Source organism: Pseudoalteromonas sp. RW-H-Ap-1 (genome assembly GCF_048318575.1).
Taxonomy (GTDB): Bacteria; Pseudomonadota; Gammaproteobacteria; order Enterobacterales; family Alteromonadaceae; genus Pseudoalteromonas.
Genome location: NZ_CP166996.1, coordinates 3,199,975 through 3,220,761 on the forward strand (window position 1 = coordinate 3,199,975; position 20,787 = coordinate 3,220,761).

11 protein-coding genes and 3 pseudogenes are annotated in these 20,787 nt (G+C 40.8%); 5 read left to right on the plus strand and 9 right to left on the minus strand.

The features are described from left to right. The first annotated feature begins 139 nt into the window (after positions 1-139). The gene (locus AB8618_RS15290) at positions 140-2,809 is read left to right on the plus strand and encodes an ExeM/NucH family extracellular endonuclease (protein WP_413400970.1); all 2,670 of its coding nucleotides are present in this window, start codon (positions 140-142) and stop codon (positions 2,807-2,809) included. A 310-nt stretch (positions 2,810-3,119) separates the two neighbouring features. Here AB8618_RS15290 and fusA read toward each other — a convergent pair whose 3' ends face one another. From fusA to ylqF, 3 genes and pseudogenes are all read right to left on the minus strand, one after another. Beyond that, complete coding sequence (fusA, locus tag AB8618_RS15295) at positions 3,120-5,204, minus strand: elongation factor G (RefSeq protein WP_138609530.1); 2,085 nt, start codon at positions 5,202-5,204, stop codon at positions 3,120-3,122. A 278-nt stretch (positions 5,205-5,482) separates the two neighbouring features. Beyond that, positions 5,483-5,662: pseudogene (locus AB8618_RS15300) on the minus strand (succinyl-CoA--3-ketoacid-CoA transferase); the annotation flags it as partial. Between the two features lie 733 nt (positions 5,663-6,395). Beyond that, entirely contained in the window at positions 6,396-7,340 is a 945-nt protein-coding gene (ylqF, locus tag AB8618_RS15305; RefSeq protein ID WP_413400971.1) for a ribosome biogenesis GTPase YlqF, read from the minus strand. Between the two features lie 91 nt (positions 7,341-7,431). Between ylqF and AB8618_RS15310 the strand changes: the two genes are divergently transcribed. Together AB8618_RS15310 and AB8618_RS15315 are read left to right on the plus strand one after the other, a co-directional pair. Continuing rightward, positions 7,432-7,968: a YaeQ family protein gene (locus AB8618_RS15310; RefSeq protein WP_008112865.1), complete on the plus strand. Its 537-nt coding sequence runs from the start codon at positions 7,432-7,434 to the stop codon at positions 7,966-7,968. 21 nt (positions 7,969-7,989) lie between these two features. Beyond that, positions 7,990-8,595 carry an alpha/beta hydrolase gene (locus AB8618_RS15315; RefSeq protein WP_413400972.1) on the plus strand — a complete coding sequence of 202 codons (606 nt, stop codon included), beginning with the start codon at positions 7,990-7,992 and terminating at the stop codon, positions 8,593-8,595. Here AB8618_RS15315 and AB8618_RS15320 read toward each other — a convergent pair. Next, the gene (locus tag AB8618_RS15320; RefSeq protein ID WP_008112863.1) at positions 8,592-8,801 is read right to left on the minus strand and encodes a hypothetical protein; all 210 of its coding nucleotides are present in this window, start codon (positions 8,799-8,801) and stop codon (positions 8,592-8,594) included. The genes AB8618_RS15315 and AB8618_RS15320 overlap by 4 nt on opposite strands. 400 nt (positions 8,802-9,201) lie before the next feature. On the opposite strand from AB8618_RS15320, the gene AB8618_RS15325 reads away from it, so the two are divergent. After that, a complete protein-coding gene (locus tag AB8618_RS15325; RefSeq protein WP_368485154.1) occupies positions 9,202-9,675 on the plus strand; it encodes a Dps family protein in 474 nt (157 codons plus the stop codon). 64 nt (positions 9,676-9,739) lie between these two features. Here the strand turns inward: AB8618_RS15325 and AB8618_RS15330 are convergent, their stop codons facing one another. From AB8618_RS15330 to AB8618_RS15345, 4 genes and pseudogenes are all read right to left on the minus strand, one after another. Continuing rightward, the gene (locus tag AB8618_RS15330) at positions 9,740-11,812 is read right to left on the minus strand and encodes a S9 family peptidase (protein WP_413400973.1); all 2,073 of its coding nucleotides are present in this window, start codon (positions 11,810-11,812) and stop codon (positions 9,740-9,742) included. A 152-nt stretch (positions 11,813-11,964) separates the two neighbouring features. Continuing rightward, on the minus strand, positions 11,965-12,540 hold the full coding sequence (locus tag AB8618_RS15335; protein WP_138608655.1) for a chitin-binding protein: 576 nt from the start codon (positions 12,538-12,540) through the stop codon (positions 11,965-11,967). A gap of 240 nt (positions 12,541-12,780) precedes the next feature. Next, positions 12,781-15,908, minus strand: a pseudogene (locus AB8618_RS15340) (efflux RND transporter permease subunit). Between the two features lie 13 nt (positions 15,909-15,921). Further along, entirely contained in the window at positions 15,922-17,100 is a 1,179-nt protein-coding gene (locus tag AB8618_RS15345; protein WP_198522163.1) for an efflux RND transporter periplasmic adaptor subunit, read from the minus strand. A 290-nt stretch (positions 17,101-17,390) separates the two neighbouring features. Here AB8618_RS15345 and AB8618_RS15350 point away from each other — a divergent pair. Continuing rightward, a pseudogene (locus AB8618_RS15350) lies at positions 17,391-19,900 on the plus strand (zinc-dependent metalloprotease). A 52-nt stretch (positions 19,901-19,952) separates the two neighbouring features. On the opposite strand, the gene AB8618_RS15355 reads toward AB8618_RS15350, so the two are convergent. Then, on the minus strand, positions 19,953-20,741 hold the full coding sequence (locus tag AB8618_RS15355) for a PhzF family phenazine biosynthesis protein (protein WP_413400976.1): 789 nt from the start codon (positions 20,739-20,741) through the stop codon (positions 19,953-19,955). Between the last annotated feature and the right edge of the window lie 46 nt (positions 20,742-20,787).

The following is a 20,787-nucleotide window of genomic DNA, read 5'->3' on the forward strand; positions in this document are numbered from 1 at the left end:
AAAACCAAACACCCATATATACATTCAACCTCAAAAATAACAAAAACCAAGATTGTTAACATTCTGTATTCTATTTGTAATCATTTTTCATTACACTAGGCGTCCCATTTGGGGAAACAAAAACACGGGAAAAATAATAATGTTAAAAACAAAAATAACGCCTTTGGCGCTTGTATTAGCAAGCCTAAGTGCACCCGCTACCGCTAACCTCGTTATATCTGAGTACGTAGAAGGCAGTAGCTATAATAAAGCAATAGAACTATTTAACAATTCGACAACCCCTCTGTCATTAGATGGCCATACCCTTAGCCTCTATTCAAATGGCAATACAGATGCAAATAATACATTCGATTTAACTGGCGAACTTGCTGCAAACAGCACCTACGTGATTGTTAATGGTAATGCATCAGCAGAACTAAAAGAAAAAGCTGACCAACTCAGCGCCGTGACTAACTTTAATGGCGACGATGCACTGGTACTTACTCAAGGTTCGACCGTTATTGATAGCTTTGGCCAGCGCGGTGTAGACCCTGGTTCATTTTGGTCAGAAGGGGGCGTGAAAACACAAAATAAAACATTGCGCCGCAAAGAAACTGAATTAAATGGGCGCACTGACGCCGATGATAGTTTCAACCCAAGCGAGCAATGGCTGCAATTTGAGCAAGATGACTTTAGTGATTTAGGCATATTTGCAGGAAATTCTTCACCTAATCCAGATCCTGAACCAGATCCAGAACCTGAAGAGCCTTTATTATGTGGCGCTGAGAAAACATTAATTAGCAGCATTCAAAGCGAAAGCACAAGCAGTCCACTAGTTAACACTGTGGTTGAGTTTGAAGGCGTTGTGACGGCTGATTTCCAAGCAGATGATCAGCTCAAAGGCTTTTTTGTAAATTCACTTAATAGCGATGAAGATGCAAACCCACTTACCTCTGAAGGGGTATTTGTTTACTTTGCCACTACGGATGTTAATGTGGGTGACCACGTTCGCGTACAAGGTACTGTTGAAGAGTATTTTGATGCCACCCAAATTGGCAATGTTAGCCAAGTTGCTATTTGTGATACCGGCCTTTCAGCTTACCCAACTAAAATCACTCTGCCCGTCACCGAACCAAGTGAATTAGAAGCGTTTGAAGGTATGCTGGTTACCTTAGAGCAGCCGCTTATTGTTACTAACAATTATGGTTTAGGTCGCTATGGAGAACTAGAACTTGCCACTGAACGCTTATACCAAGGTACTCAAGTTGCACTTCCTGGCGCGGCTGCGAATGCGGTTGAAGCACAAAATCTAAATAAAAAAATACTCTTAGATGATGGCTCAACTCGTCAAAACCGCGATCCTATCGCTTATCCTGTCCCAGGGTTATCAGCAGAGAATACTTTACGCACAGGCGATACAGTAAATTCTGTAACAGGTGCGTTAGCTTACAGCTTTAGTACTTACCGTATTCACCCAACAACAACACCTCAGTTTATAGCAACCAATCCACGCACCGATGCACCAGAGTTAAACCCTGACGCTGATTTGCGTGTTGCCAGCTTTAACGTACTTAACTACTTTAATGGCGATGGCCAAGGTGGCGGTTTCCCAACTAGCCGTGGTGCTGATTCAGAAGCCGAGTTAATTCGTCAACAAGCCAAGCTAGTTAGCGCTATCAGTGCTATGCAAGCAGATGTGATTGGCTTAATGGAAATTGAAAATGACGGTTTTGGCGAATTTAGTGCTGTTGCTAGTTTAGTAAATGCACTTAATGACGCTGATAGTCAAAATCAATATGCATTTGTAGACTTTGGTGTTGATAAAATAGGCACCGACGCTATCACTACTGCACTTATTTACCGTGCTGATAAAGTGCAGCAAGTGGGTACTGCAGCAATTACTACCGACGCGCCTTTCGATTACAGTAACCGTGCTCCTATTGCACAAAGCTTTAAATCTTTAGAGACAGAAGAAGTCTTTACTGTTGCGGTTGCCCATCTAAAATCTAAAGGTGGTTGTAGAAGCGCAACGGGTGGCAATGCTGATCAAGGTGACGGTCAAGCATGTTGGAATGAAATCAGAACTGCTGGCGCAAATGCATTTGCTGATTGGTTAAATAGTAAACCAACAGGGGTTGATGATGAAGATATCATTCTTGTTGGCGACATGAACGCGTATGCAATGGAAGATCCTATCCGTGCATTTGCTGATAAAGGCCTTAAAAATGTGGTCGCTGAGCTAGATGGCAACACCTTGGGTTATTCTTACAGCTTTTCTGGTCGTGCAGGAAGTCTAGATCACGCTCTAGCAAGCCCGAGCTTATTAAGTAAAGTAGTGAGCGCCAATGATTGGCATATCAACGCCGATGAACCTATTTCACTTGATTATAATGTTGAATTTAAATCTGACGCTCAGCAATCTAGCCTCTATGCTCAAGGTCCTTATAGAGCATCAGATCATGACCCTGTTATTGTCGATATTCGCTCAACCGTGATCGCACCACCAGAGCCTGAGCCTGAAGTCATTATTGGCGAAATTAATAATATAGGTGGCTGGTTTTGGTGGAAAAGCTACAGCTTTGAAATCCCGCAAGGTTACGACGAGTTAACCGTTAGCCTTGAAGGTGGCTGGGGTGATGCAAACTTATTTGTACGCCACAAAAGAAACCCAACGCTTTTCAGAAAAGATTGTGCTTCAATTAGCCTCGGTAATAGTGAAAGCTGCTCTTTTACCAATCCACAAGAAGGTAAGTGGCGAGTGCGTGTAAACGGCGCCATTCCTTTTGGTAATGTTAAGCTCACTTATAAAGCAACCAAGTACGTAGATTAATAGCAATGTGATATTAATATAAAAAAGCCGCACTAGCGGCTTTTTTTATAAACAGCAACAACACTTATACCCATTCACTTAATTAAGTGAGTTATATTAAGAACAGGGAAATTGTGTCGATAACAAAGCAAAGATTTCGTTTTTAATTATTTTTGTTGAGAAAACTTTAACGCAGCTAGCCTCTGGTTTATCTCCTCAAAATGATTAAGTCTTATAGCGGGTTGGTATTGATAGCATTCACCTGCTTGCAAACTTCAGACAATAAAAAACCCGCAACACGTGCGGGTTTTTCAAAGAGTTAAAGTGCTAATTACTTAGCAGCATTTTTCTCTTTTTCTGCAGCGATTACAGTGTCAGCTACGTTTTGTGGACATGCAGCGTAGTGTGAGAACTCCATAGAGAACTGACCACGACCAGATGTCATTGTACGTAGTGAACCGATGTAACCGAACATTTCTGATAACGGTACGTCAGCTTTGATACGAACGCCTGTTAAACCAGCTTCTTGATTGCTTAACATACCACGACGACGGTTAAGGTCACCGATTACGTCACCAACGTGATCTTCAGGTGTGAACACGTCAACTTTCATGATTGGCTCAAGAAGTTGTGCACCCGCTTTAGGGATAGACTGACGGAAAGCGCCTTTAGCAGCGATTTCGAAAGCAATTGCAGATGAATCCACGGCGTGGAAGCCACCGTCGAAAAGCTCAACTTCAACGTCAAGTACTGGGAAGCCAGCTAGAACACCTTCACCCATCATTGACTTAAAGCCTTTCTCAACTGCAGGCCAGAATTCTTTAGGTACGTTACCACCAACAACTGATGAAGTGAACGCGAAACCTGAACCCACTTCGCCTGGCTTGATGCGGTAATCGATTTTACCGAACTGACCAGAACCACCAGATTGTTTCTTATGCGTGTAGCTATCTTCGATTTCACGAGTGATAGTTTCACGGTAAGCAACCTGAGGCTGACCAACGATAAGGTCTACGCCGTAAGTACGCTTAAGGATATCTACTTTGATATCTAAGTGAAGCTCACCCATACCTTTAAGGATAGTTTCGCCTGAATCTTCATCAGTCTCAACTTGGAAAGATGGATCTTCTGCAACCATTTTACCGATAGCAACACCCATTTTCTCATTACCGCCTTTATCTTTAGGCTGTACAGCAATCGAGATTACTGGAGTTGGGAAAACCATTGGCTCTAGAGTTACTGGGTGCTTAGGATCACATAGAGTGTGACCAGTTTGCACGTTCTTCATACCAACGATAGCGATGATATCGCCCGCTTGTGCTGAAGTAAGCTCTTTACGCTCGTCTGCTTGCATCTCAACCATACGGCCAACACGCTCAGTTTTACCAGTAAACGCATTAAGGATTGTGTCACCCTTGTTAAGCTTACCAGAGTAGATACGTACGAAAGTTAATGCGCCAAAACGGTCATCCATGATTTTGAATGCAAGCGCTTTGAAAGGTTCGTCTGCAGATACAATTGCATGCTCGCCGTTTTCGTTACCTTCTTCATCCATAAGAGGTTGAGGATCAACTTCTGTAGGTGCAGGTAAGTAATCAACAACAGCATCAAGTACTAATTGCATACCTTTGTTTTTGAATGCAGAACCACAGAACGTTGGGAAGAAAGCAAGGTCACGAGTACCTTTACGGATACAACGCTTGATATCTTCAACTGAAGGTACTTCACCTTCCATGTACGCTTCCATTAGGTCATCGTCTTGCTCTACAGCAGTTTCGATAAGCATCTCATGGTATTCTTCAGTTTTTTCTACCATGTCTGCAGGAACGTCTGTGATTTCGTAGTTTTCTGGAAGACCAGTGTCATCCCATACGTATGCTTGCTTGTTTAAAACATCAACAACACCAACAAAATCATCTTCAATACCGATTGGTAAAGTCATGATAAGTGGAGTAGCACCAAGTACTTTTTGTACTTGCGCTGTTACACGGTAAAAATCAGCACCCATACGGTCTAATTTGTTTACGAAGATAATACGTGCAACACCTGACTCATTCGCGTAACGCCAGTTAGTTTCTGATTGTGGTTCAACACCACCAGAACCACAGAATACACCCACACCGCCATCTAATACTTTAAGTGAACGGTAAACTTCAACTGTGAAGTCAACGTGTCCAGGAGTATCGATAACGTTAAAGCGGTGATCTTTCCAGAAACAGCTTACTGCCGCAGACTGGATAGTAATACCGCGCTCAGCTTCTTGATCCATGAAATCGGTAGTCGATTCACCATCATGAACCTCACCTGTTTTGTGGATAGTACCTGTAAGCTTTAGGATACGCTCAGTAGTTGTGGTTTTACCCGCATCAACGTGCGCGAAAATACCAATGTTTCTGTACTTCGATAAATCTGCCATTAATTTTACTCTTAATAAAGTCGATAAATTATTCGGCGGGAGTATAGCATTACTTAAAGCGAACATCACCATAGAAGTCGCTTAAAATGCAATCAATTTATAAAAAACTTGCTTTAAAGATATTTCGAGGTAAGAGATGGACTTAAAAGGGGCTTGTTATAAACCGTATTTAAACGACTTAAGCCTTTATCAGCGTTATTGTTGAACATTAAAAGTGCAATCAAGTGATGGTATGAAGCAAATACAGCTTTTTTGCCATATGTATTTTATTAGTAAAATCACTCAAAACTCATGGTTTTAATCTTGTTGCTAATAACTAAATTACCTGCTGTTTTGGCTTTAATTTCTTCAACACTCATCCCTGGTGCGTATTCTAACAAAGCCAGATCCGTTATTACTTTATTGATACAGGCAACACCGGTTAGTGGCAGGCTACTTTTGCCCAGTAGCTTCGCTTCAGCTTATTTAATAGTAGCCATAAAGAAGTATTTTCTCTGCAACATGAAATCCGCTTTACAGCCCTTACTTTAGTGCTATAAATGAACAAAAAGTTAAAATAAGAATTATTTGCATTTAGGTATTGACAGTTATTTAAATCTAACTGATAATCAATCTCAACAAGAGGGAAGTACATTGCTTCTTGTGACGGTAAAGTTCATTTGTTTCTCGACCCTGAAACAACGTGTGGCTCACGTTAAAGCTAAGATTATCTGTTATTAATCACAACGCCCCTTGATATTGATTGCAGATAATCGTCTATTACTTACTTGCTACATTGCTCATATCGGTGACGGTTGATATGAAACTAAAAAGCCCTTACGGGCTTTTTTTATGCCTGTAATTTAATATACAACCAGCCCAAAGTTAATGAGAATTATTTGTATTACGGTGTTGACAGCTACTCAAATCTAACTGATAATCACTATCAACAAGAGGGAGTACATTGCTTCTTGTGACTGAAAAATTCATTTGTTTCTCGACCCTGAAACAAACGTGTGGCGCACGCTAACAGCTATGGAAACCTGTTATAAACCAAAACGCCCCTTGCTGTTTATGACCTGTTTCCGCCCTACTCATTTACTTGCTACATTGCTCATATCGGTGACGGTAGATATGAAACTAAAAAAGCCCTTACGGGCTTTTTTTATGTCTGTAATTTAATGCGTAAGGCTTTAACCTACGCTTTAAAAATTAACGGCGGTTTTTTCGTGCACGTGCTCGGCGTTGTTTTTTCTCTTCTTCTTTGGCTTGCTTTTTAGCCTCTGCAGCAGCGCGCAATCCAGCCACCATTATTTCTTCCTCTTCACGCATGGTAGGTGTTTCCATGGTGATACGGCCAATAATGCCATCTCGTAATTCATTAATTAGAATTTCTGACATTTTATACGTATCGATTTGGTTACCACCGCGAATACAGCCGCGTTTTTTACCCGCCATTTCAACAAACTCCCAATCACTTTCTGGTAGCTCATCTAATTTATAACGTGCTTTTAAAAGCTCTGGATAGGCATGTAATAAATACTCAGCGGTGTAACTTGCCACTTCTTCGTACTCAATAGCGGTATCACGTATCGCGCCGGTTGCGCCTAAGCGATAACCTGAGTTTTCGTTTTCTACTTTTGGCCACAGCATCCCTGGCGTATCGTAAAGCATAATGCCATCTTCAAGTTTAATACGTTGCTGTGCTTTAGTTACCGCAGGCTCATTACCTGTTTTTGCCACTATACGCCCAGCAAGCACATTAATGAGTGTAGATTTACCTACGTTTGGAATACCCATGATCATGGCTTTAATTTGCTTATCAGCACCGACTTTGTGGGGGACTAATTTTTTACACAGCTCATTAATTCGATGCACTTCAGCCGCTTTATCGTTACCAAACGCAATCGCTTTTACGCCATTTTCTTGCTCAAAATAGTCTTTCCACGCTTGGGTCATTTTAGGGTCAGCTAAATCCGCTTTATTCAAAATTTTGATGACCGGCTTACCTTCACGCAGGGTAGCCACCATCGGGTTTTCGCTACTGTAAGGAATGCGCGCATCTAGCACTTCAATGATCACATCCATTTGTGGCATTATTTCTTTAATTTCATTTCGGGCTTTATTCATGTGCCCAGGGAACCACTGGATAGCCATTTTTAACTCCTAACATATAATTTGTAGCTATTTTAACTGGCAATTCATTTAATTGCGCTATACTGGCGCAAATTTTTTCAGATTAGATATTATGGCTCTCAAATCTACCATTATTAAAGCGCAACTATCGCTTAGCGATATGGACCGTCACGTATACCAAGACTTTAATTTAACTTTGGCACAACACCCTTCAGAAACTGAGCAGCGTTTGATGATCCGCTTACTAGCGTTTGCACTTAATAGCTGTGATGGATTAGAGTTTACTAAAGGTTTATGTGCTGATGATGAGCCGGAGCTTTGGCATGTCAATTACAGCGAAGAAATAGAGCTGTGGATTGAGCTGGGGTTACCAGATGAAAAGCGCCTTAAAAAAGCCTGTAATAAAGCTAAAAAAGTAGTTTTATATACCTATGGCGAGAATAACCAAGCTATTTGGTGGCAAAAGCATCAGCCTAAATTGTACGAGTTTAAAAACCTAAGCATTTTTAGCCTTGATTATGCTGCTACTCAATTATTAGCTGCGTTGGTTGATCGTAATATTAAATTGGCTATTACCATTCAAGATGGTGAAGTTTGGGTTAATACCGACACCACTAACATTGAGATAAAACCTCAGCAATTAATGTAATTAGCTACTATTAGGGGGCGTATGAAAGTTAAACGCGTTATTGTTTTACATGGCTTGTATATGTCTGGCTTGGTTATGCGCCCGTTATGTTCACGTTTGGAAGAGTCGGGGGTTAAAGTTTTAAACCTAACCTACAATACTCGTGACCCTAATCGAGATGCTATTTTTACGCAAATAGATGAGTTTATTAGCGATGAGCCTTCTGCTTTAGTCTGCCACTCTATGGGGGGCTTAATTGCCCGCGCCTATTTAGAAGCAAACTCAGCGCCAAGTCATCATGTTGAAAAGGTGATCACCTTAGGGACGCCACATACTGGCAGCCATATTGCTGAAAAAATGCAGCAAAAAGGGTTCGAACTATTATTAAAAAATAGTGTTGAATTTTTACTGTCTAAGAATGGTGATTGGCCTTTTAAAGCCAAGCTATACAGTATTGCCGGCGACTTACCGATTGGTTTAATGCCACTCATTGTAAAAGGCAGCCGCTCTGATGGTACCGTACTGCTAGATGAAACCAAACTTAAAGGTATGGCTGAACACAAAGTGTTTCACTTAAGCCATACCAGTATGATTTACTCTCGCCAAGTCGTTAATTATATTCTTGAGCGCTTGAACGAGGACATTTAGTCCTCGGCTGCAGCGGCCACTTTATAGCTGATCAAAAATATAATACCCAACACCAGCGGCATGGGTGCAGCGATATAACCAAATGTATCAGAGTTTGCAAAACTCGCACCCGCTAAGTGCGCAACTAATCCAACAACAAACGCGACCAAAGCAATACCAATAACGATGAGTTCAGCTTTGTTCTCTTTACGTGTTTTAGCTTCCATTATTTCTCTCCGCATCTAATCAAGTAGCCCCTTAACTTAATAAAGTACTCTCTATCAAGTTGGGTTATATTGATTATGCGCTTTACTTGTGCGCGTTTTTTGACCTAAATCAATAAATAAAATAAGTCTGCGCTGCGCCTGTCAAAAGCTTGTTTTAGATCATATTTTATACTCAGCAAAGCACTAAATTTTCTGCTCATGGTAGTATTTCTATAAACACAACCCATATCTATTGAACAGCGTTAGTTAATTTATTTATAAAACCACAGATACGCTGATAGCTTTTAGCTATGGCATCAATATGTATAAACGATTTTATTCATAGACGATTATGAGCAATACTTATTTCAATGAACAATATTTAAAAAATTCATAAAAACGGTTATTTGAGGAGCAAGGTATGTCGCAAGTAAATGCAATTGGTTTAAACAGTACAAAAAGTGAAGATATTATTAAGTCACTGAATACGCTTTTAAGCAGCTATCAAATTCAATATATGAATGCCCGCGGTTTTCACTGGAACATTAAAGGCCGAAACTTTTTTGAATTACATTTAAAGTTTGAAGAAATTTATAACTTACTACTATTAAAAGTAGATGAAATAGCAGAACGTATTTTAACGCTTGATGGTGCGCCACTGCATGCGTTTTCAGATTACTTAGAAGTAAGTAAAATTAAAGAAGCTAAAGGGATCAGTGATGGCGTTACCGCAGTAGAAAACTTACTAGCCGGATACAGCAGCTTAATCAAAATGCAGCGCGATATTCTTGCACAAGCCGCTGAAGCGGATGATGAAGGTACCGCGTCATTAATGAGTGACTACATTAAAGAACAAGAAAAGCTAGTGTGGATGTTAAAAGCCTACCTAGATTAAGTTATTTTAAAAAATAGAAAGCCTCAGTTATTACTGAGGCTTTTTTGTGATAATCATATACTGGCTATGACAAAGCGATAAAAAAGGCCATTTCTAATGCTTTTTCTTCTAAGCTCTTAAAGCGACCCGATGCCCCACCATGCCCTGCATCCATGTCGGTTTTAAACACTAAAATATTATCATCGGTTTTATATTCACGCATTTTAGCCACCCATTTCATTGGTTCCCAATACTGTACTTGTGAGTCATGCAAGCCGGTTGTCACCAGTATATTAGGGTAGTGCTGCGCACTAATATTGTCGTACGGTGAATAGGCTTCAATAATGTCGTAAAAATGAGGGTCGTTTGGGTTACCCCATTCATCGTATTCATTTGTTGTAAGCGGTATGCTTTCATCTAACATGGTGGTAAGCACATCTAAAAATGGCACATGGCAACCCATACCGCAGTAGAGTTCGGGTGCTTGGTTTGCTACGGCTCCCATTAATAAACCGCCCGCGCTGCCTCCCGAGGCAAATACTTTACTTTTATCTGCATAACCTTGTTCGGTAAGTGCTTTGGTTATATCTATAAAGTCATTAAAGCTATTTTGTTTATGCTGTTTTTTACCGTGTTCGTACCATGAACGTCCGAGCATTTCGCTACCACGCACATGCGCAATTGCGTAGACAAAGCCACGGTCGAGTAAACTCAGTGATGTACTTGAAAAGCTTGGATCTATGGTGATCCCATACGCGCCATAGCCATATTGAAATAACGGATTTGAACCATCTTGTTTAAAACTATCTTTACGATAAACCAACGACACCGGTACTTTTATCCCATCTCGAACGCTGACCATTAATCGCTCTGATTGGTATAGTTGCGGGTTAAAATCACCGAGTACTTTTTGTTGTTTAAGTAAGGTTTTTTCACCGGTGGTTAAATCAACATTATAAAGCGAGCCAGGGGTTGTTAAGCTCGAATAGTAAATGCGTGCATGAGTTACACTTGGCTCTGGATTCATGGCAATAGCAGCGTAATAGCAAGGATCATCAAACTCAAGGCTCATTCGCTCGCCGTTTTTATTAACCACAACAAAACGTGCCTGGCCTTGTTCGCGCTCGCTAAGCACTAAAAAGTCGTTAAATAATTCAACGCCTTCTAATAATACATTTTCACGATGAGGGGTATGTGTTTGCCACTGGCTTTTATCAGCAATTGTATCGCTTGTCGCGGTCATTAATCTAAAGTTTTTAGCCTGCCAGTTAGTCACTATATAAAAAGTATCACCAAGCTTATCGATATCAAATTCATGACCCTCTTCACGCGGTATTAAAGCAGTAAACTCACCTTGTGGCTGATTGGCATCAAGTATCCACATGTCGTTAGTTTCTGTGCTAGCTAAATCAATAATAATTAAGCTTTCATCACGACTTTTACCTAAGCCCATAAAAAAGCTGCTGTCTTGCTCTTCGTATACCAACACATCTTGGTGTTGCTCACTCCCTAGTTCGTGTCTAAAAACTTGATAACCCAATAAGGTTTTTAAATCCTTTTTTACATAAAAGACGGTTTGATTGTCGTTCGCCCAAACCACTTGCCCCTCGGTATTTTCAAGTACATCGTCGAGCATTTTATTATTGTTTAAATCTTTAAATCGAATTGTGTAAATACGTCTGCCGTCGGTATCCTCAGAGTATGCCATTAATTGCTCATTAGGGCTCAGCGCCACTTCTCCTAGCTCATAAAACTCATAATCGTCGGCAAGTTCATTCACATCAAGTAATAACTCTTTATCAGCCATTACCATACTGCTGCTGCGATAATGGCGTGCATATTCATCATCTCCGCGAACCTCTGAGTGATACCAATACTGACCATCTTTTACCGGTACAGTATTGTCGTCTTTTACAATGCGACCTTTAAGTTCCTCAAATAATGTACTTTGTAATGGCTTTATAGGGGTTAATTGCTCATCACAATAGGCGTTTTCTTGTGCTAAATGCGCGAGTATTTCGGCATTTTGTCGTTCATCATCGCGCATCCAATAATAATCATCACTACGTGTTTTTGCGTGAGTTGTCAGCGCATGAGGTTGCTTTTTAGCAATAGGAAAATTAGGTAATAAGCTTAAAGAATAATCAAAAGAAGACACAAAAAAACCGCTTAAAAAATAACAATGGCGGCCAGTTTATCATAAAAATAAAAAAGCCCACTCATAGTTGAGTGGGCTAAAGCGGTATAAATTCGATAACTAAAAAAACTACGTGCATTTTATTGTTGTCGTTATACCTAAGGGAAGTTGATTTACTGTATTTGCTGCCAAGCCATAGTCCAGCTTTCGCCAACTCCAGGCTCAAACATAGTTTTATGCTTATCTACACGGCAAAACTCGCTAAATGGCCATGCCTTACACTGGTATATATGCCCAGTTTTTGGCTGTAGTACTTTGGTGCCCGCACTATACATATCACCATTTTGAGGATAAATTGCGTCGTATCCGAGGCTATTTACAACAACTAATTTTTTATTTTTTTCAGCGCGATTAAAATGGACCACCGCGCTACAAATACCACTACTTTCAAGTGCAAATATTTTGTTATGTCGATACGCAACAACCAATCCTTGCTCTGTCATTCTGCCAGCGCACACCAGCGGAATGTGCATATTAATATGCTCAACTACCAGTAAACTCCAGGCATGGGGTTCACCCTGCTCTGGAGAGAGTATTTCATAATCAAAAGCTAGCTGAGATAATTCGCCATGCTCATCGTAAAAGCTCACACTAACCGTATCACCAACAAATAGCTGGCTATACTGATCCAGTCCAAGACAACCAATAGTTAACCATTCTCCACACGCTAATGATGAATGTATAAACACTGCAACACCTTAAAGAATCAAACGTCGCCCATATCATATGGCTTACAACAGGCAAACTAGCTCGTAGGCTAATATGCGTTAACCAATATCGAATGATTGTAATTCGCAATGTTGCAACAATCAAACAAAAGAATGTAATCAAAGTTTAAAAGCAGTACTTAAGTTTAAATTTGCAAGAATAAAAAAAGCCAACCGATTTAACGGTTGGCTTTTTTATTCAACTGCATGATATGTGTGGTATTAACTCACACTCACTTTTTTACTTGCAAACGGGCGTTTAATTAGCGCCCCAATATCAGTTAAAATAATATACAAACACGGCACCAAAATAAGGGTGATTAGTGTTGCAAACATAACAGCAAAACCAAGTGCTACCGCCATCGGTATTACAAATTTAGCTTGTAAACTAGTTTCAAACATAATCGGTAATACGCCAGCAAAGGTAGTAATTGAGGTAAGTAGTATGGGTCTAAAGCGTGCACAGCCTGCTTCAATAACCGAATCTTTTATGCTGATACCAGCACGACGCGCCTGATTAATGAAATCAGTCATTACTAATGAGTCATTAATAACTACCCCAGCCGCGGCAATTAAACCAAAGCCCGACATTAAGCTAATGTCTAAGCCAAACCAAAAATGCCCCCATATTGCGCCCGTTAAACTAAATGGAATAACCGACATTACAATTAATGGCTGAGAGTAACTTTTTAGCGGCACGGCAAGTAATATGTAAACTAAAATCATACCGCCAGCAAAAAATAGTAACTGCTCATTAGCTTGAGCTTGTTGTTCTTCAATTGCGCCACCGAGTTCTGACTTAACGCTTGGGTATTCATCTAGTAATTGTGGCAGTAGGTTTTCTTTTACTTGCTTAACCACTTCTCCAGGTTCAATCACTTCCTCATCAATATTGCCATACACATAAACAGTACGATAGCCGCCTTCACGACGAATATAACTAATACCTGGGGTTTCAGTTAACTCAACCACATCCCCTAACAGCACTTCCCTACCTTGTGGCGTAGTAATAACCGCATGCTTAAGTGATGAAAACGCTTCGCGAGTAAGTTTAGGGTAACGTACCATCACCCGTACTTCTTCACCCCGGCGAATAACACGTTGTGCTTCGCCACCATAAAAACTCGCACCGACTTGATTAGCTATTGAGGCCAAATCTAAACCCAAGTCAAAGGCGACTGGCTTTAAACTCATTTGCACTTCTTTGCTAGCAGGGTCAATGGTAGAGCTTATGTCGAATAAGCCTTCTTGTTGCTGCAGTAATCCAATAAAGCGACGCCCAGCTTCATTTAATGTGTCGATATCAGAGCCATACAGTAAATAACCAAATTCGCCGCTACCGCCGCCTCCACCATTAACATCATCCTGAATAGTTAACGATTTAACACCTGCAATATTTGGCATAGCTTCACGCCAACGGCGCGAAAGCTCAAAGGCATTATAAGGGCGTAAATCTTCATCCACCAACGGTGTTAATAGTTGCGCCTCTGTACGACCTTGATTAAATACCAATACATCGCGAATCATCTTTTGCCCTTCTTCGCGCGCTGTTTGTTTATCTATCTCAAGTACCATAGCTTCTATTTGGCGAATAGCATTGATGGTTTGAACGTCTGATACGTTATCGTTCATCTCAAGATTAATTTGCGGGAAGTCATGCGGTACTTTAGGTGATGGGATCATTCTCACCTGGTTAGACGAAATTAGTGCAAAAGTGAAAACTAATAGTGCAATAAAGCTAAATAGCACCGTCCAGCGCCAGTTTATACAAGTAACAATAAACTGCCTATACGGCCCATTTACAAAACCAAAGAAGCGTTTATTAAAGCGCGCTCGCCAGCCATCAGGGTTAATAGGTGAAAAGTGAGTATGCGCAATGTGTGCCGGTAATATCAGCTTAGATTCAATCAAGCTAAATATTAGGCATAAAATTACCACCACTGAAATACCTATAAAAAAGGAACTTTCAGGCCCGCTTGAAAGCGTAAATGGCGCAAAAACTGCAATGGTTGTCAGTACACCAAAGGTAGCAGGTGTTGCCACTCGTTTGGCGCCATTAACCACATTAACAACACCACCGCCTTTTTTTCTATTTCGGTGTAGGCACTTTCACCTATGACAATGGCATCGTCCACCACAATCCCCAGCACCATAATAAAGGCAAATAAAGACACAATATTAATCGTGATACCAAATAATGGCATCAGCATCATCGCACCTAAAAAGCACACTGGTAAACCAATCATTACCCACAGTGCAAGCTTAAAACGTAAAAATAACGAAAGCATAAGAGCAACTAAAATTGCACCTTGTAGCAAATTAGCTTTCATCATATCTAAACGCGCATTTAGGTAGTAAGTAAAGTCCATTAATGGCTCTATACGAACACCCAATGGCAGTTCTTTATTTTTTTGATCAATATACGCTTTAACCGAATCAGCCACCGGAATAATATTTTGATCTTCTGTGGCTTTTACCGATAAATAAACCGCATTTTCGCCATTAAATTTAAAGTAACGTTCACCTTCAACAAACTGATCTTTGATAATAGCGATATCTTGTAGCAACACTTTGGCACCGTTCGCGCCAATTTTTACCGGAATTTGCCTAAACTCTTCACCAGAATAAAACTGATTTTCTACTCGAACCGAAATAACGCCAGCATCAGTTTTTAGTTGTCCGGCTGAAAAATTAGCCGAATAGCGACGCACCGCATTTGCTACATCCGATAAAGTTAAATTATATTGGCGAAGTGTGTCTGGCTCTATTTCTATGGCAATTTCATCCAATGGCACATCGTTTACCACTAAAGATACATTCGATAACTGCAGTAGTTCGTCTTCAACCTGGTTCGCTATTGGCTTAAGCTCATTTAACGGTAAGTCGGCAACTAATGTCATACCAATTACATCTTGGCGAAACTCTATTTGGCTAATGGTGACTGGTTCCATTCCCGCAGGAAAAGTCGCAATACCATCAACTCGCAGTTTTACTTTATCGAGAACGTCGGTAAGTTCTGCGTCGGTGTTAATTTCAAGGGTGGCAGAACCGCCATTACGAAATGCGCGATACACCCCTTTTTTAATTTCGGTAATATCTTTTAACGACTCTTCAACTTTTATTAAGATGCTTTCTTCAATTTCCTGTGGCGACGCCCCAGGGTAGTTTGCATTCACCGTAATATAGTTAACTTCTATATTCGGGAACATTTGTCGCTGAATAGTAAAATAGCTTATAAGCCCCATGACAATGATAAAAAACATCATCAAATTGGCAGCAACAGAGTTGTTAGCAAAATAAGCAATTAACCCTGTTTGTTTACTGGTATTGGGTTGCTCTGTGTTATTCATAACTCACCCTACCTTAAAGCTTTTCAGTAGATGCATTGTCTGCTGCATCCGTACTTTTAGTCTCTGTCAAACTAGCTACCTTTACTGCCATCCCTTTTTGTGGATATTCTGGTAAGGTAGTAACAAGCTTGTCGTTGGCTTCTAAGCCATCACTGATATAGAAGTATTCACCTTCTTCACGAATTACTTTCACCTTGCGTGGCTCTAATTGCTGCTCATCATTAACTATCCATACAGTTTGGTTATTTACTAACTCTTGCGGTAAACGATAAATATTATTGAGCATAGTACCGGCAAAGTTTACTTGTACATAGGTGCCAAATTTAATTGCAGGTTGCTGGTTTGTAAGCCCATAAGGGTCTTCAATTCGAATCACTAGACTACTCATACGGGTCGCGTTATCTACAATCCCTAAGTCGCGATCTATCGCTGCTTGGCGAGTAAACCCATTTAATCCTGTTTTAATAACAGTTGCCTTTACCCCTTTAACGCGTTCAGGTAAAAACACACTATCAAAGCCTGCAATAGGAATAATCACCTCGGCCGTTTCAATATTATTCAGCTCGGCAACTTGAGCGCCCATAGTGACAAACTGACCAACACCTACATTACGACTCACCACTAGTGCATCATATGGTGCGCTCACTTCGCAATTATCTAAATCGCGTTGTGCCCTTTTTAATGCAGCTTGCGCCGATTTAACAGCGGCCTGCGCACTCAACACTTGTGGTTTACGTAAAAATAAATCTGTACGCGCTTTATTTGGGAAACGTTTTGCTTCATCTTCTGCAACTTTAGCTTGCGCTTGCTCTTCAATTAACATCGCTTGCGCGCGGGCAAGTTCAGCCTCGGCTTGCAAAACTGCGGCTTCGTAGTTATCTTTTTCAATTGTAAATAGGGTTTCACCGCGGCCCACAATCCCACCTGCTACAAAGCTCGGATGCCAGCTAACTACCTCACCGGATACTTGAGCTGAAAGCTGGGTATTTTCAAGCGGCTGCACTTCACCATAACTATTAATAATAACTTGATGATTATTTGCGGAAACGGCTTCAACCTGCACCGTTGGACGGGTGTCTATGACTTCTTTTTTATCTGACTCTTTTGCAATCGCATTAATTGCAGCAAAACCGGCCACACCTAATGCCAATGCTACGAACGGAAAAATCCACCTAAGTACATTACCTTGCATCTTTTTTTACTCCCAAATTACTATTAGCACCATGATACCAAAGCTTAATGAAACATTAACGTGACATTTGTAAGCAACTGTTACAAAAAAGTATAGGCAAGGTCTTGCTCGATAAAGTATAAACCCTTAGAAAGCCTCGTGGATTCGCTCTATAAATGTATTGTTACAAATTTTTACCATTATAAATCATAAAGCTAAATACTTTGAGTTAGTATTTAGCAAAGATGCTGTGCGAAACCGCATGACACACCGTACAGTAAAATCATATTAACAACTACAAAAGACAAACTATGAAATTAACCGCACTTACCTTGGCGCTTAGTATAGCGCTTGGCAGTAGCTATACTGTTGCTGCCGAAAAAAAGAAGAAAAAGAGCCACAAACATTAAGTGAAATGATTGAAGGCCAAACCGAATTTGTTGGCATTTTTAATCTTTACCAAGATAAAAAAACCGGCGACCACCTAATGGTAATTAACGAGTCACAACTCGATACCCCTTTTGTTTATTTTGCACACACCATTGACGGCGCGACTGATGCGGGCCACTTTCGTGGCGCGTACCGTGAAACAAAGTTAATCGAATTTAGAAAATACTTTGATCGTATCGATATTATTAGCAAAACCCCGCGCTACTTATTTAACGAAAATAGTGCGCTAGCTAAAGCCAGCGAGGCAAACATTAGCGAAGCAGTACTTGCAAGTATAAAAATAGAAAAACAAGAAGAGGGTAAAATAGCCTTTAATGTAAATAAGCTTTTTTTAAGTGAAGCGCTACATAAAGTATCTCCTACGCCTAACCCGAACGATAAAAATGCTAAAAAGCGTTTTAAAGTAGGCAAATTAGACGATAAAAAATCACGTATCATCAAACAGCGCCCTTACCCTAACAATCTAGATGTGGTGGTTGACTATGTTTTTACTAATAGTAGCCCAACCGTTCGAGGCTCAGGTGCGATAAGCGATCCACGAAGCGTGTCAGTAAAAGTACAGCATTCATTTGTGGCTTTACCTGAAAATAGTTATCAACCTCGCTTTGATGATGCGCGCATTGGTTATTTCACCAATCAGTTTGATAAAATGACATCAACTGACTGGGCGCCATATCAAGATGTAATTAAGCGTTGGGATCTAAAAAAGAAAGATCCCAACGCAGCACTTTCAGAACCAGTAAAGCCAATTACTTGGTGGATAGAAAACACCACGCCTATTGAGTGGCGAGATACAGTACGTGACGCTGTACTTGCTTGGAATAGCTCATTTGAAAAGGCAGGCTTTAAAAACGCACTGGAAGTGAAAATACAACCTGATGATGCCGATTGGGATGCTGGTGACATTAACTATAATGTACTGCGTTGGACTTCATCACCTAAGCCGCCTTTTGGTGGGTACGGGCCAGCATTAGCAAACCCGCTAACCGGTGAAATTTTAGGCTCAGACATCATGCTTGAGTTTGTATTTATGAAAAACCGCTGGATATACGATACGCTTTATACTCAAGGCACTATGAGCCATACCCAACCAGGAAACAACACCGAGCTTAATTGCTCTCTAGGCCATGAATTACAACAAAACCTAATACTTGCAAAAGGCTTAGCGAATGGCGCTGATATTGAAGATACCCAAATGTTACGCCAAGGCTTAACTCAGCTGGTTTTACATGAAGTAGGGCATACTTTAGGTCTTAATCACAACATGAAATCTTCTATTTTGTGGGATGAGAAAGAAGTTCACGACAAAAGTAAAACCCAAGGTATAGTAACCGGCTCAGTAATGGACTATGCGCCAGCAAATATAGCGCCAACGGGTGTGACTCAAGGCGATATTTTCCAAACTAAACCAGGTCCATACGATGATTGGGCAATAAACTACGGCTATAGCGCAGCACTTAAAGATGAAGCAGCAGAACAAGCTCGTCTTGATAAAATACTTGCTCGCTCAAGCGAACATGCTCTGGCCTTTGGTAACGATGCCGACGACATGCGTGCACCAGGTCGCCACATAGACCCTCGCGTGATGATAGGTGACTTGTCGTCTAACCCTGCAGCTTATGGGGCAGATAGAATGGCACTGATCAATACACTCTTTTCAGAGCTTAAAGATAAAGCCACAGTAAAAGGCGAGTCTTACCAACAGCTTGTTACTTCTGCTAACAGCCTATTTGGCCAATACCGTGCACAAGCAGGCGTGGTATCTCGTCAAATTGGTGGGGTTTATGTAGAGCGTGCTGTCGTAGGTGATGAAAATGCAGCTAAGCCTTTTACACCGGTGCCACTTGAGCGCCAAACCCAAGCAATGGCTATTTTAGCTGAGTATGTGTTTGCTCCAAATGTACTGCAAAGCATGCAGCCTTTGTATAACTTTATGCAGCAGCAGCGTCGTGGGTTTAATCAGTATGGTAAAAACGAAGACCCTAAACCGCATAAAATGATTTTAGGCATGCAAAAAGGTGTGTTAGCGCAACTACTGCATCCAGCTGTGTTACTACGTATTTCAGATACTGCTTTATATGGAAATGAATACAGCCTTACGCAATTTATGGAGGATTTAACTGCAAGTATCTTTGTTGATAGTAAAAACGCTAATTCAATCAGTCATAACTTACAGATTGAATATGTAAATCAGCTTATTTCAATTGCAGGCTTAGAAAAAGCAAGTAAATACGATAACTTAGCGAAAACAGCCGCGCTATATCAGCTAACTCAAATAGCTAATCAAGATGTTGCATGGGGCGCTGATACTGCAACCAAAGCACATAAAAAGTATATCGACCGCTTAATTAGCAAAGCGCTAGAAGCGTAAATAACACTGAGTAAACCAAGGCCACGTTTTACGTGGCCTTTTTTACACTAATTCATAGGTAAATAGTGCCTTTTAGGTATCTTACGGCATGACCCGTTAATGTCACTGTTGTATTGCCCACCTCACAATGTAACTTCCCGCCCCGTTGTGAAGCCTGATAAGCATTTAAGGAGTGTTTGCCAAATTGTTCTGCCCAATAAGGGGCAAGCCCGGTATGAATTGAACCAGTGACAAAGTCTTCATCACCCCCACTGGCAGGCCAAAAATAACGAGAAATAAAGTCATACTCAACACTCGGTGCTGTTGCAACTACATCTAATGGGAACAGTGTTTTAAGCAACACAGAGTCTGTCTTAAGGTTTAGCACATCTTGCTCATTGTCATAAATAGCAAAATAAGCTTGGCGATTTTTAAGCACTTTAACAGGTTGTATAGACAAGCCTGCTAATAAAGCATCAGGGATGAGCTGAACCTCTTCAGGGGCTTGTTTAGGAAAGGTCATAGCAAAGCTGCCATCGTTATTTTTATTAACAATCAGTTTGCCCACCGCCTCTGCGCTAAAGCAAACCTGCGCTATGTTATGTTGCTCACAAAGCACATAGGCCGCTGCTAAAGTGGCGTGGCCGCAAAAGTCAATTTCCATTAACGGTGAAAACCAGCGTATAGCAAAGCTTCCATCTGCCGACTGACAAGTAAAAGCAGTTTCAGACACGTTATTTTCCGAAGCGATATGCAGCATAAGATCATCACTAAGCCACGATTCTAGTGGGATCACAGCAGCATAGTTACCTTTAAACAGTTCACTGCTGAACGCATCGATTTGATGGATAGTTAATTTCATAGTGGGCACTTGTTATTCATTGGTTACTCAAAGTGCCACAAATGAA

What these genes read in the sequence shown, in the direction of transcription:
- AB8618_RS15290 (WP_413400970.1), top strand. Translation starts at nt 140, where the DNA reads ATGTTAAAAACAAAAATAACGCCTTTGGCGCTTGTATTAGCAAGCCTA.
- fusA (WP_138609530.1), bottom strand. Translation starts at nt 5,204, where the DNA reads ATGGCAGATTTATCGAAGTACAGAAACATTGGTATTTTCGCGCACGTT.
- ylqF (WP_413400971.1), bottom strand. Translation starts at nt 7,340, where the DNA reads ATGGCTATCCAGTGGTTCCCTGGGCACATGAATAAAGCCCGAAATGAA.
- AB8618_RS15310 (WP_008112865.1), top strand. Translation starts at nt 7,432, where the DNA reads ATGGCTCTCAAATCTACCATTATTAAAGCGCAACTATCGCTTAGCGAT.
- AB8618_RS15315 (WP_413400972.1), top strand. Translation starts at nt 7,990, where the DNA reads ATGAAAGTTAAACGCGTTATTGTTTTACATGGCTTGTATATGTCTGGC.
- AB8618_RS15320 (WP_008112863.1), bottom strand. Translation starts at nt 8,801, where the DNA reads ATGGAAGCTAAAACACGTAAAGAGAACAAAGCTGAACTCATCGTTATT.
- AB8618_RS15325 (WP_368485154.1), top strand. Translation starts at nt 9,202, where the DNA reads ATGTCGCAAGTAAATGCAATTGGTTTAAACAGTACAAAAAGTGAAGAT.
- AB8618_RS15345 (WP_198522163.1), bottom strand. Translation starts at nt 17,100, where the DNA reads ATGCAAGGTAATGTACTTAGGTGGATTTTTCCGTTCGTAGCATTGGCA.
- AB8618_RS15355 (WP_413400976.1), bottom strand. Translation starts at nt 20,741, where the DNA reads ATGAAATTAACTATCCATCAAATCGATGCGTTCAGCAGTGAACTGTTT.